The 11,927-nt window shown below is 39.8% G+C and carries 13 protein-coding genes; 12 read left to right on the top strand and 1 reads right to left on the bottom strand.

Going from position 1 to position 11,927, the window contains the following annotated elements; translation table 11 throughout:
- Position 1 precedes the first annotated feature (1 nt).
- Positions 2-655 (bottom strand): DUF202 domain-containing protein, encoded by a 654-nt coding sequence (locus CP948_RS03050; protein WP_096600986.1) that lies wholly within the window; start codon positions 653-655, stop codon positions 2-4.
- A 51-nt stretch (positions 656-706) separates the two neighbouring features.
- Between CP948_RS03050 and CP948_RS03045 the strand changes: the two genes are divergently transcribed.
- Genes CP948_RS03045 through CP948_RS02990 form a run of 12 tightly spaced genes read left to right on the top strand, consistent with a single transcriptional unit; the run spans position 707 to position 11,926 of the window.
- Complete coding sequence (locus CP948_RS03045; protein ID WP_096600984.1) at positions 707-2,101, top strand: Rne/Rng family ribonuclease; 1,395 nt, start codon at positions 707-709, stop codon at positions 2,099-2,101.
- Positions 2,079-2,993: an outer membrane protein assembly factor BamD gene (locus CP948_RS03040; RefSeq protein WP_096600982.1), complete on the top strand. Its 915-nt coding sequence runs from the start codon at positions 2,079-2,081 to the stop codon at positions 2,991-2,993. The genes CP948_RS03045 and CP948_RS03040 overlap by 23 nt, the downstream gene beginning before the upstream one ends.
- The gene (gene rsfS, locus CP948_RS03035; RefSeq protein ID WP_096600979.1) at positions 2,990-3,322 is read left to right on the top strand and encodes a ribosome silencing factor; all 333 of its coding nucleotides are present in this window, start codon (positions 2,990-2,992) and stop codon (positions 3,320-3,322) included. The genes CP948_RS03040 and rsfS overlap by 4 nt, the downstream gene beginning before the upstream one ends.
- Entirely contained in the window at positions 3,319-4,473 is a 1,155-nt protein-coding gene (locus CP948_RS03030) for a DUF1049 domain-containing protein (protein ID WP_096600977.1), read from the top strand. The genes rsfS and CP948_RS03030 overlap by 4 nt, the downstream gene beginning before the upstream one ends.
- The gene (locus CP948_RS03025) at positions 4,463-5,035 is read left to right on the top strand and encodes a GTP-binding protein (RefSeq protein ID WP_096600975.1); all 573 of its coding nucleotides are present in this window, start codon (positions 4,463-4,465) and stop codon (positions 5,033-5,035) included. Before CP948_RS03030 ends, CP948_RS03025 begins: the two co-directional genes overlap by 11 nt.
- A 1-nt stretch (position 5,036) precedes the next feature.
- Positions 5,037-6,449, top strand: coding sequence for a hypothetical protein (locus CP948_RS03020; protein ID WP_096600973.1), 1,413 nt, complete (start codon positions 5,037-5,039; stop codon positions 6,447-6,449).
- Positions 6,430-7,104 carry a response regulator transcription factor gene (locus CP948_RS03015; protein WP_096600971.1) on the top strand — a complete coding sequence of 225 codons (675 nt, stop codon included), beginning with the start codon at positions 6,430-6,432 and terminating at the stop codon, positions 7,102-7,104. The genes CP948_RS03020 and CP948_RS03015 overlap by 20 nt, the downstream gene beginning before the upstream one ends.
- Positions 7,094-8,413 carry a sensor histidine kinase gene (locus CP948_RS03010; RefSeq protein ID WP_096600969.1) on the top strand — a complete coding sequence of 440 codons (1,320 nt, stop codon included), beginning with the start codon at positions 7,094-7,096 and terminating at the stop codon, positions 8,411-8,413. The genes CP948_RS03015 and CP948_RS03010 overlap by 11 nt, the downstream gene beginning before the upstream one ends.
- A 3-nt stretch (positions 8,414-8,416) precedes the next feature.
- Positions 8,417-9,124 carry an energy transducer TonB family protein gene (locus CP948_RS03005; RefSeq protein WP_096600967.1) on the top strand — a complete coding sequence of 236 codons (708 nt, stop codon included), beginning with the start codon at positions 8,417-8,419 and terminating at the stop codon, positions 9,122-9,124.
- A 2-nt stretch (positions 9,125-9,126) separates the two neighbouring features.
- The gene (locus CP948_RS03000; protein WP_096600965.1) at positions 9,127-9,924 is read left to right on the top strand and encodes a 2-amino-3,7-dideoxy-D-threo-hept-6-ulosonate synthase; all 798 of its coding nucleotides are present in this window, start codon (positions 9,127-9,129) and stop codon (positions 9,922-9,924) included.
- Positions 9,925-9,935: 11 nt separating this feature from the next.
- Positions 9,936-10,748, top strand: a complete 813-nt coding sequence (locus tag CP948_RS02995; protein ID WP_096600963.1) for an enoyl-ACP reductase FabI — start codon at positions 9,936-9,938, stop codon at positions 10,746-10,748.
- Positions 10,745-11,926: a pyridoxal phosphate-dependent aminotransferase gene (locus CP948_RS02990; protein ID WP_096600961.1), complete on the top strand. Its 1,182-nt coding sequence runs from the start codon at positions 10,745-10,747 to the stop codon at positions 11,924-11,926. The genes CP948_RS02995 and CP948_RS02990 overlap by 4 nt, the downstream gene beginning before the upstream one ends.
- Position 11,927 lies beyond the last annotated feature (1 nt).

Raw genomic sequence — 11,927 nt, 5'->3', positions numbered from 1 at the left:
TTTAGATAATCTTGAGCACATAAAAGGTTAGAACCAAACATGCCAAAAATATCACGGCGCCGTAGATCTTATATAGCCATGTGTGTGTCCTGTAATAACCTGCGTCCACCTGCCTTATAGTTCTATAAAAGTTTATAGTACCAAGTATAAGTGTGAAGAGTCCCACAATTATTATGAAAACTCCCACACCCACAAGAGTTCTGTGATCACCTCTCAGATGTATGTTGAAAACTTTCTCTAACTGTTCTAAGAAGAACTCAAACTTCTCTATAACGAATCCAAAAACTATGAGAGATATGGAAGTCCTTATCCATGCAAGAAAAGTCCTTTCCGCAGCCATATAAATCCTTGGATCAGTAACTTCTTTTGGGGACACTTCTATACCTCCTTCTATGTATTTTATGTCCAAGTAAAAGGTAAGTATACCTGCAATTATAAGAAAGGTACCCACTATGGATAAGGCTATAGCTATGTGCTCCAAGAATACGGATAAATGTATCTTCTGGGTTATATCTGCAAGCACCTCCAACTTCCTTAAAAAAACCGCAAAAGATAGGGTGTAGAGGGAAAACCTTATATAACCTAAGTAAGTTCTTTCAACAGACATGTATATACGAGCATCCTTTGCGGATGGAAGGTGCTTAGCTATAAGCATACTTACAAAACAATTATAATTCATATTTTTTTTAGTGTTAATATATTTTTGATGGCAAAAAGCTTGTTGGTGCTTTCTAATCAGGAAGGTTTTTTTTCTTTTCTGATAGAAGGGGTAGAAATACAAAAGATAAAGGTGGAAAGGCGGGGGCTTTTGAGGATAACGGATAGCATATTTAAAGGTAAAGTAAAGAAGTTAGTAAAGGGCATGGACGGAGCTTTTGTTGATATAGGGCTTGAGAAGGAAGCTTATTTACCTCTTAGGTCCCAATGTAAAGGAGAGAACACGGAACTACTAAGAGTAGGAGAAGAAGTGATCGTACAAGTGCTTAGAGAACCAGTAGGGGAAAAGGGAGCAAAACTGACAAGAAGGATAAAGTTAATAGGCAAATATGTCATATACCTACCTAACACAAATGAAGTAAAATGCTCTTCAAAACTGGAAAAGGAAGAAAAAGAAAGGTTAAAGTATATAGCTTCGCGCTTGTTTTCCCAACATGGGTCTAACTGTGGTATTATATTCAGGAAACACGCTTCAAAGGCAAGCGAAGAGGAGATCCTAAAAGACATAGATAACTTAAAAAAACTGTGGCTCAAAATCTTAAAAAAAACTTCCGCTCAGAAAAAACCGGGCATACTTCTTGAAGAGTATCCTTCTTATGTAAGGTTGATAAAAGACCACTGGCACGAGCTTGAGGAAATAGTAGCAGATAGCCCCTATGTATGGAATGATATAGTATCCTTCCTTGAGGAGTTTGAACCTTCTTTGGTAAAGAAAACTGTGTATGTTAAAGATGTTGGCGCTTATATAAGCAGGTACAGAATACACGAAACTTTCAGAAAGATGCTTAGTAAGTATGTTTGGCTAAAGGGTGGAGGTTATTTGGTTATAGAAGAAACAGAAGCCATGACGGTAATTGATGTAAACAGCGGGGAACCTTATGGAGAGTCTCACGAAGAGAACGCAGTAAGTACCAACTTGGAAGCATCAAAAGAGATAGCTCGGCAGATAATACTTAGGGACATAGGTGGTATAATTGTTATAGACTTTATTGATATGAAGAAGCAAGAAAATAGAGACTTGGTCATAAAAGCACTGCAAGAATCTTTTGGAGAAGAAGCTTGTAATGTCCAAATTTACGGTTTTACAAAGCTTGGACTCTTAGAAATGGCCAGAAGGAAAAGTGGGGAGAGTCTCTCTTCTTTACTTACCGAAAGCTGTCCGTTATGCAAAGGAAAAGGAAAGGTACGCAGTAAAAGTCTGTTAGCCTTTGAACTTGAGAGAGACCTAAAAAGTGATCTTCATGGTGTAGTTGACTTGCATGTGAATCCTCAGAGCCTGAGCGTAGTCAAAGGTGTGATAGAAAAGAGCGGAATAAAGTATGTGAACTTAGTTGAGGACCCAAATGTGGATTACAACGACTATGAGATACATTACAAGGCATAGAAGGTTTGTATTCTTAGGACTGCTTATGCTTATCTTCAGCTGTGCTAAAATGACAGAAGAAAAAAGAGCTAAGTATGCTATTGAGTATTACCAAGAAGGCATGACAGCGTATGCCAACAGAGACTACTCAAAAGCGATAGAAAAACTAAAAGAAGCTCTCAAGTATCTTGAGAACCTTACACCAGAGCAGATAAAGGATGCCAAGTATGCTATAGCTGAAAGCTATTACATGAAAAAGGATTACATAAACGCAATAGTTTACCTTGAGGACTTCCTCTTTTACTACCCGGATATACCGGAGACACAGAAGGCTTACTTTATGTTAGTGGACAGTTATATGAAGGTGGCACCAGACCCCTATAGGGATCAAACCTACACCCTCAAAGCCATAGATAAAGCCAAAGACTTTTTAAGTAAGTTCCCTCAAAGTCCTTATGCGGATAGAGTTAGAAACATAATAGAAGACGCACAGAAGAAACTTGCCACGCACGAGTATCTCATAGGTAGGTTTTACGAGGACTTTGGCTACTACTATTCAGCATCTTTAAGGTACAGGGATCTGCTCATAAACTATCCAGACCAGATATCGGATGCAGAGGTGTCCTTTAGGTATATTAAGTCCCTACTTTTGGTGAGGTTGCAGGCAAAAAGACAGGAAGAGAAGTACAGAAACTGGATAGAGGAGGCTAAAAAGCACCTCAAAGAAGCAAAGACTGAAGATGACAAAAGAGCCATTCAAAAGAGAATTGCTTTCCTTGAGGGAGAAATAGAAAGGTGGAGGCGTATAGCGGATGAGAGCTACCAAGAGGGACTGAAAAACATGGAGAAGTACAAGAGCGTTTATGGAGAAAACAGCTACTACAGAGAGCTCAAAAAGTATGTAAAGAGATGACGGAAAAGTTAAAGCTTATAAAGGAACTTCTTGAAAACAAGAAAGGTGAAGATATAGTAGTGCTTGATGTTTCAGAATTTACCAACATAGCAGATTACTTTGTGATAGCAACTGCAAACTCTTCTGTTCATGCAAAAGCCCTTGCGGACTATCTAACTCAAGAGCTAAAAAAACACGGCATAGAGCCAGACCATATAGAAGGTTTAGAAAACGCCCATTGGATACTTATAGACTATCTTGATACTATAGTGCACATATTTCAGAAAGAATGGAGGGAATATTACGATTTAGAGTGGCTCTATGGAGGCGCAAGGAGGGTTGAGGTATGAATTTTATAAAGGTGCTCGTTGCGGTAGCTTTAATAGTTCTGTTCCTTGTGTTTGTTGCCCAGCATGCGTACTATGTTCAACTGAACTTTTTTGGTATGGTTTACCAAGTTCCTCTTTTTGTAATAATACTCTTCTCTTTTTCCGTAGGTTTTATACTTCCCACTTTGTACTTTTTGATGAGGGACCTAAGACAGAGCACCTTTAGGAAAAACCTGATGAACGGTATATCCCATTTAGCTCGTGGCTACTTTCAAAAAGCTGAAGGAGAACTACTATCAGCTTCAAAAAAGAGAGAAGAAGTGGCGCTCATTACCATCAAAGCCATAGCGGAAAGGGGAGAAATTCACAGAGTCCAAGAACTAAAGTTCAATAGAGAAAGGGGGCTTGTAGATGCTCTCCTTGGCTACTACTTGCTTAAGGCAAAAGATTATCAGAAGGCTAAGGAGAGCTTCCTTTCTGCTCTTTCAAAAGATCCCTCTAACTTGATAGCTTTGAAAGGTCTAAGAGACATAAGCTTTTTAGAAAAAGACATGTCTGCTTGCATAAGTTATCAGGAAAATGTTTTAAAACTGTGTGAAAAGTGGGAAAAAGATTTACAAAAAAAGGTTTTTGCGGAAGTGCTTGCATACGCTTCTGAGATCCTATTGGAAAACAGGGAAGAGTTTGTGAAGAAAGCCTTTGACACATACAAAACTTTTTATACTCAGGCTATTTGGATAAAGTATCTGCTTGAAAAAGGAGATTTAAAAGAAGCTAAAAAGCAATTAGATAAAGTCTTCTCTGGGGGTATACAGAACGAGGCGCTTGCCATCTTGCATCAAGATGAAGAAAAGCTAACTAAGATTATGGACTTTATCAGGGAAAGACAAGAGAGTATAAATCCAGAGGTGCTTGTAAGGATTTACATAAAGCTGAGCCTCTTTACTCAAATTAAACCTCTTCTGGATAAAGTTTCTGAACCTTTGAAACTGATAGCCTTTTCTTCCGAATCTCACAGAGATATAGACAAAACCTGTGGTGAACTTTTGCAGAAGCTTTACAAACCTTGGGTATGCTCATGTGGTGAGAGTTATAATAGTTATGTACCTCTGTGTGAGAGATGTCTCACTTGGGGGAATATAATGCTAAGGGGGGTAGAAGATGTTGCTTGATGTGAGTAAGAAACTTATAAAGCTCAAAGTGGTGTATTACGGTCCTGCTCAATCTGGTAAAACTACGAACCTTGAAAAGCTCGCACAAAGAGAAGGGCTCAGCCTAATGAAGATAAATACATCCGGAGAAAAAACCTTAGTGTTTGACTTTGCTACAAAAAAGGTGCATGTGGGCAATATGGAGGTCTCTTTTGCTCTTTATACAGTGCCCGGGCAGGACATATATAGGGATATAAGACTTACCGTTGTAAGGGGTGTGGACGGTGTGGTTTTTGTTGCGGATGCACAGAGAGAAAGGCTTGAGGAAAACTTGGAATTTTTAAAGCTACTCAAAGAGGACCTCAAAAAGATAGGAAAAAGCTACGATAACTTTCCCATGGTTATTCAGTACAACAAGATGGACTTACCCAACGCCCTTGATTTCGAAACCTTAGAAAAGAAGATAAACCCAGAAGGTATAACTGCCATATCTGCCAGTGCCATAAAAGGAGAGGGTGTGATGGAAACCTTTAACTTACTTACCAGTAATATGCTACGCAAAGTAAAACAAATGGTAGGTTAAGATGCTTTCGGGATACATAAATACCGCACAAGATGTAGTAGACATTATAAACAGCTGTCTGATAAACAAAGAGGGGATATTAGACTTTTTTTCCAATGGAAGTTTCATATCCCTTTATGTGGAAAAGGGTTATGTGAAAGCATTTTCTACCGCAAATATTCCGAGCAGTAATGTAAGAAATAAGATCGCTTTGCTTTTTTACCACATGTCTGAAGTTTTAGAAAATCCCGAAGGTTTTTTTACCTTCAGAGAGGATAAGCTCAATGAAAATTTTTTAGTTCTTGAACAGCCCATCCAAGCGGAAGAATTAGTCTTACAGCTCCAGCTCATATCTACTGAACTCAGAAGTTTAATAGAAAAAGTCATAACACCTTTTGCGGTTCTAAAAGCACAAAAGCCTTTTGAAGGTATGGAAAGGTATAACGAAAAGAGCCTGTACGAGATCATAAGTTCCTCTGAAGAAAGCATACTGGACACACTACGAAAAGTAAAGGAACTTTTATTGCAAGGATTCCTTGACATACACCAGTTTTACAATATCGGTGAGGAAAAAGAAGAAAAGCTTTACGCAGAGTATATCATAAAGGATGTGGAAGCAAAAAAGATTAATCTTAGCAGTATACTTGAAAACCTCCGACTCAGTAAGTTTACAGGTTTTTTAAAAACACAGGACTTTGAACTTTACTATGTGAAAGGCAAGCCTATAAGCCTTTACCCCATCAATTACGATGTTTTTGAGTTTTTCCTAAATCCTAACAGCTCTGTGCAAGTAAATGTGGTGAGTATGGATGCAGTTTCCATGAACCTTTACATGCTAAGACATTCAGAAAAAAGAAGTATAAGCAACCTTCATAGCGACTTTATTGAGGTAGGTAAGGTATTTATGGGCATTAGCAAATCAAAGAGTAGCGGTCTTATCACGCTTTATACACCTCAAAGAAATTTTCACTTACTTTATGAGGAGGGAAACCTTAGAGGTATATTACAGGAAGAGCAGGGTCATATAAAGGTAGTTTCACAACTAAAGCTTGAAAAACCTTTCTGGGTAGATGTGGTATTTTACGAACCTATGGGTAATATGAGCACCATAGTTTATCTCTTTCTTATAAACCTCGTTTATGGCATACTTCTCAAGCATGTAAGCGATGTAGCTCAAAGCGTTATGGGTTATATAGCCTCTTCGGATATATTCCTTTATGAGGAGGGGTCAATAAGGTACAGGAAAAATCCTAAGGAAGAGGATGATGCGATCCTATCTTTTCTCTCCACACTTCTGGACATAGGTTACAGAACCTTGGGGCAGAAAAAGTTGGAAGAAGCGTTGGAGTCCGCTTTACAGCCTTATAGGGATGTGTTTAAAATTATGGATGTGGAAGAATTTATAAAGTTTCCCGATGAGAGTGCTTCTCGTTGAAGATGACGTTTACTTGGCAGAGATGATAAAGGAGGGCCTGCGTCATAGTGGCTACAGCGTGATTTGGGTAAAGGATGGTTTTTCCGCCATGAGGTCTGCAATGGAGGAGGATTACGACCTTATCCTTCTTGACATAATGCTACCTAAGTTTGACGGCATAAAGGTTCTCAAGAGGATAAGAGAGGTAAAAGATGTTCCAATAATTATGATCACAGCAAAATCACAACTGGAGGATAAGATAGAAGGACTCTTTGCGGGGGCTGATGATTACATAACCAAACCCTTTTCTTTCAAGGAACTACTCGCAAGGATAAACGCTGTTCTAAGAAGGTGTAAAAGGGAAGAAAAAGAAGTTATAAAAATAGGCGAGCTTATAATTAACCCTAAGTCTTATGAGGTGTATTACAAGGGGCGCAGTATAAGGCTTACCAACAGAGAGTTCAAGCTTCTCAAAGTGCTTGCAGAACATGCAGGAGAAGTGCTAAGCAGGGAAAAGCTCTTTGCAAAAGTATGGGGATCTACTTACGGTGAAAATTCTAATGTAGTGGATGTTTACATAAAAAACCTAAGGAAGAAGTTAGAGGACAAACCCCCAAGGCTTATACACACAGTCAGAGGTATGGGTTATATGCTTAAACCACAAGATGTCAGTTAAGTTAAAGTTCTTAGTTTTTTTCGTAGGTGCATACTTAGTGAGTATGATAAGTATAACTCTTTTTACTATTGCCACAGTAAGAGAACTTCTTCTGAATTACACCTATGACTATATGGACTACCAGATAAAACCTGCTATAGAGTTTTATAAAAACTTGCACACTAATCCCAGCAAGTACATAAACTTACTTGCTTCTGATGTAGTTTCCAGAGAGATAGCAAGCGTAGTAGTGGATAAAAAGGGCAGAATACTACATAAAGAACCTTTTATAGACGGTGAAGACCCTAATTTAACACAAGATGATATCATGTTCCTTTTAAGGAGTAAGAAGGGACTTTTAGATGATTATGCTTTTATCGTCAAGGACATAGGTGATTACAAACTGATTCTTCTGGGAAAGATGGAAAAAATAGAAGCCATACAAAAAAGGCTTTTGGTTTTTATGACTTCTTTTTCACTCTTAATATCCTTGATAATAACTCTACTTCTTATGATTTTTATAAAGCGCATGCTAAAGCCTTTGGGATATTTAACAGAAATTTCGCGGGAAGTCTACAAGGGGAACATAAACGTACACATTGAAAAGAGCAGTAGCACAGATGAGTTTGGCGTACTTCAAAACGCTTACAGAGATATGATAGAAAAACTTCAAAGAACCTTTGACTGGCAGAAGGAATTTATAGCGGGTATGGCACACGAACTAAAAACACCGTTGACTTACATAAAAGGACAGCTGGAACTCATAAGTATGGGTATTTACAAGGATGTAAACAAGCTAAAAGAAGTAGTAAAAAACATGTTTATACAAGCAAATAAGATGGAACGCCTCATGAACCATCTTATACTACTTATGCGACTTGAGTCAGGGATTCCCCTTAGGCTTTTTCCTGTAAGCGTGAACGAGCTTTTGGCGGAGATAGATGAAGAGTACGAATTTATAAAACAAACTCATAACTTTAAGGTGGAATACTTAGATGAGGATGTGGAGATCCTTGCGGACAAGGACTATCTGAAGATAGCTATAGGAAATCTGGTTGAAAATAGCTACAAGTACACACAGGAAGGGGGGTATATAAAGGTTTTTTACAAAGACGCCTGTTTGGTAGTGGAAGATAACGGAAGAGGTATAAAGAATACAGAAAAGGTAATTGAAAGGTTTTACAGAGAAGCTCAAGACAAGGAAGGCTTTGGATTAGGACTTGCCATAGTCAAAGCTATAGCGGACGCACATCACTTTCAGCTCATCATAGAAAGTAGGTTAGGTAAAGGAACAAAGGTATTACTATGCACCAGAGGTGTTATAATTTAACAGATGGCTGACAGGATACATACTGAGGAGCTTTTCTACTGGCTTATATCCCTCTTTTTAAACCTTCTGATATTCACCTTCCTCTCCTATCTTTTCCTTCTGAGGATAAACATAAAAGAAGAAACACCACCCTTGAATGTATCCTTTGAGACACCAAAGCAGATAACCCAGGAAGTTAAGTTTTCAAAAGGCAGGCAGGCATACCAAAAGCCTAAGGAAGGGAAACATACATTAGCTAAAGGCAGAAATACCGCTAACATCACACCTATGATAATAAACAGAGATCAAGGAGATATCGCTCTGCCGTCTGGCAGAGAAACTCAAGAAGATGTTTCCGTACTTTCACAAATAGAGCAAAAGGTAAAAGGTAGGAAAGAAACGCAGGAAGAAGGGACAAGAACCAAAGAGATAGGAGAAGTGAGTGCTGTGATATCTAAGGGAGGTGTAGGTTTTGCTGGTGGTGGGGGTAGGGGCATTCTTTACGCTCCACCTTTGCCTAAGTTGGTTTCCGAAGAGCTTCCGTCAACACTGAAGATAAAAGTGTGGGTAGAACCTTCTGGAGAAGTTTCAAGGTTTGAGGTATTACAAAGAAGTGGTGTGCCAGAAATAGACCAAAAGCTTATAGAGTTTGTAAAACGCATAAAGTTTGAACCTATAAGGGAGAACATCCTGCAAACAGGAGTACTTATCTTTAGGTTTAAGGGAGGTTAAAAATGGCAAGTATAGGCAAAGCGGTCAGACTTGAGAGGATTATAGACAGGAATACGAAAAACACCATCATAGTACCTATGGACCATGGTGTTAGTTCAGGACCTATAGAAGGTATAGTTGACATAAGGTCTGCAGTTGATGACGTAGCAGAAGGCGGTGCCAACGCAGTTGTTCTACATAAAGGTATGGTAAAGGCTGGACACAGAGGTAGAGGCAAAGACATAGGTCTTATAGTGCATCTCTCTGCATCAACAGACCTTTCTCCTACAAAGAACGACAAGGTTTTGGTGTGTACCGTAGAAGAGGCTATTAAACTCGGTGCGGATGGTGTATCTGTACATGTTAACATAGGTGCGGACATGGAAAGAGAGATGCTTAAAGACCTTGGGTATGTGGCAAAGGTGTGTGAGGAATGGGGTATGCCGCTGTTGGCAATGGTTTACGGCAGAGGTAAAGACATAAACCAGTACGACCCTAAGGTGATAGCTCACTGTGCAAGGATAGGTGCGGAGCTTGGCGCCGACATAGTGAAAGTCCCCTACAGCGGAGACCCAGAGAGCTTTAGGCTTGCGGTAGAGGGTTCACCAGTTCCAGTGGTGATAGCGGGTGGTCCCAAGATGAAAACAGAAAGGGAAGTTTTAGAGATGGTAAAGGGTGCCATGCAGGCAGGTGCGAGAGGCTTATCTGTTGGAAGAAATATATTTCAGGCAAAGGACAGGGTAAAAATGGTCAAGGCTTTAGTGCATATAGTTCACAAAGGCGGAAGTGTTGAAGAAGCTATGAAAATACTACAAGAATAAAGGAGGACTTTATGGGTATCCTTGAGGGAAAGAAAGCTCTTATTACGGGCATAGCCAACGAAAAGAGCATAGCTTACGGCATAGCAAAAGCCTTTTACAGAGAAGGTGCAGAACTTGCCTTTACCTATGCTAACGAAAAGCTAAAAAGTAGGGTAAAGGAAATAGCTTTGGAGTTTGGGTCAGAGCTTGTTTTTGAGTGTGATGTTTCAAAGGATGAGCACATAAAGAGCCTCGCTCAAGAGATTGGATCTGCGTGGGGAAGTCTTGACATTCTTGTGCATTCCATAGCTTTTGCACCCAGAGAGGAATTCAAAGGAGGAGTTATAGACACATCAAGAGAAGGCTTTAAAATAGCCATGGATATATCCGTTTACTCTCTGATAGCACTCACAAGGGAGCTTTTACCTCTAATGGAAGGAAGGAACGGTTCTATCATAACTCTTACATACTACGGTGCGGAAAAGGTAGTACCTCATTATAATGTTATGGGTATAGCAAAAGCAGCGCTTGAAAGCACAGTGAGGTATTTGGCATACGACATAGCAAAGTACGGGCACAGAATAAACGCCATCTCTGCGGGACCTGTAAAAACGCTCGCCGCTTACAGTATAACGGGGTTTCACCTTTTGATGGAACACACTACTAAAGTCAATCCTTTTGGTAGAGCCATAACCATAGAAGATGTAGGAGACACTGCGGTCTTTTTGTGTAGCGATTGGGCAAGAGCTATAACTGGGGAAGTGATTCATGTGGATAACGGCTACCACATAATGGGAGTGTTTGGTAGGGAAGAGGATATAAAGAAAGAGGTTTTTGGGGAATGAGCCTGTCCAAGAGAGTATCCCACATAAAACCTGCTCCCACGCTACAGCTCTCTGCCAAGATAAACGAGCTAAAAGCAAAGGGTGTGGATATTGTTGGTTTTGGAGCTGGAGAGCCAGATTTTGACACGCCGGACTTTGTAAAATCCGCATGTATGCAGGCAATAAAGGAAGGAAAGACTAAGTACACACCTTCTGCTGGTATCTTAGAGCTAAGAGAGGCTCTCTCTGAAAAGCTCCGTAAGGAAAACTCCATAGAGTACTCTCCGTCTGAGATAGTCATCACAGCCGGTGCCAAAATGGCTCTCTACCTTGTTTTTTTAGCGTTGTTAGATGAAGGCGATGAGGTGCTTCTTCCTTCACCTTACTGGGTAAGTTATCCAGAACAGATCATGCTCTGTGGTGGTCTGCCCGTTTTAGTACATCTCAGAGAGGAAGAGGGTTTTGTACTCACAGCTGAAAACCTAAAGCCTTACATAACAGAGAAAACCAAAATGTTGGTGCTTAACTCTCCTTCTAATCCAACAGGTGCGGTAGTGCCAGAGGAAGAACTCAAAAAAATAGTGGAGATGTGCGTTGAAAAAGGCATATTTATAGTATCCGACGAATGTTATGAAGCCTTCATTTATGATGGTAAAAAGTTTGTAAGTCCTGCAAGTTTGTCCAAAGAAGCAAGGGAGATCACATTCACCATTAATGCCTTTTCTAAAACCTTCTCTATGACAGGTTGGAGAGTAGGTTATGTAGCTTGTCCACAAAGGTACGCAAAGGTGATAGCAGATATTAACAGTCAAACCATATCCAACGCCACATCTTTTGCTCAGTATGGAGCTCTTCAAGCACTAAAAGACCCTCAAGCCAAAACCTTTGTAAAGCATATGAAAGAAACCTTTGAAAGAAGAAGGAACTTAGCTTACGAGCTTTTGCAGGAAATACCAGGTATAAGCGTTGTAAAACCCGAAGGTGCCTTTTACATATTCCCTAACCTTAAGATTTATTCCAACAAACTGGGTTCAGACCTAAAGCTTGTAGAATATTTAATAGAAGAGGGGAAAGTAGCGTGCGTGCCGGGTTCTGCGTTCGGTGCGGAGGGATATGTGAGGATATCTTACTGTGTTTCGGAAGATACCATAAGGGAGGGAATAAATCGTATAAAGACAGCCTTAGAAAAGCTTTCCTAAC

Origin of the sequence: Hydrogenobacter hydrogenophilus, assembly GCF_900215655.1 — a bacterium.
Taxonomy (GTDB): Bacteria; Aquificota; Aquificia; order Aquificales; family Aquificaceae; genus Hydrogenobacter; species Hydrogenobacter hydrogenophilus.
The sequence above is the reverse complement of the archived record's forward strand: the minus strand, read 5'-3'. Positions and strand labels throughout refer to the sequence as shown.

Bases quoted from the DNA above. Each gene is read 5' to 3' on its own strand.
- CP948_RS03050 (WP_096600986.1), bottom strand. From the start codon at position 655: ATGCTTATAGCTAAGCACCTTCCATCCGCAAAGGATGCTCGTATATAC.
- CP948_RS03045 (WP_096600984.1), top strand. From the start codon at position 707: ATGGCAAAAAGCTTGTTGGTGCTTTCTAATCAGGAAGGTTTTTTTTCT.
- CP948_RS03040 (WP_096600982.1), top strand. From the start codon at position 2,079: ATGAGATACATTACAAGGCATAGAAGGTTTGTATTCTTAGGACTGCTT.
- rsfS (WP_096600979.1), top strand. From the start codon at position 2,990: ATGACGGAAAAGTTAAAGCTTATAAAGGAACTTCTTGAAAACAAGAAA.
- CP948_RS03030 (WP_096600977.1), top strand. From the start codon at position 3,319: ATGAATTTTATAAAGGTGCTCGTTGCGGTAGCTTTAATAGTTCTGTTC.
- CP948_RS03025 (WP_096600975.1), top strand. From the start codon at position 4,463: ATGTTGCTTGATGTGAGTAAGAAACTTATAAAGCTCAAAGTGGTGTAT.
- CP948_RS03020 (WP_096600973.1), top strand. From the start codon at position 5,037: ATGCTTTCGGGATACATAAATACCGCACAAGATGTAGTAGACATTATA.
- CP948_RS03015 (WP_096600971.1), top strand. From the start codon at position 6,430: ATGAGAGTGCTTCTCGTTGAAGATGACGTTTACTTGGCAGAGATGATA.
- CP948_RS03010 (WP_096600969.1), top strand. From the start codon at position 7,094: ATGTCAGTTAAGTTAAAGTTCTTAGTTTTTTTCGTAGGTGCATACTTA.
- CP948_RS03005 (WP_096600967.1), top strand. From the start codon at position 8,417: ATGGCTGACAGGATACATACTGAGGAGCTTTTCTACTGGCTTATATCC.
- CP948_RS03000 (WP_096600965.1), top strand. From the start codon at position 9,127: ATGGCAAGTATAGGCAAAGCGGTCAGACTTGAGAGGATTATAGACAGG.
- CP948_RS02995 (WP_096600963.1), top strand. From the start codon at position 9,936: ATGGGTATCCTTGAGGGAAAGAAAGCTCTTATTACGGGCATAGCCAAC.
- CP948_RS02990 (WP_096600961.1), top strand. From the start codon at position 10,745: ATGAGCCTGTCCAAGAGAGTATCCCACATAAAACCTGCTCCCACGCTA.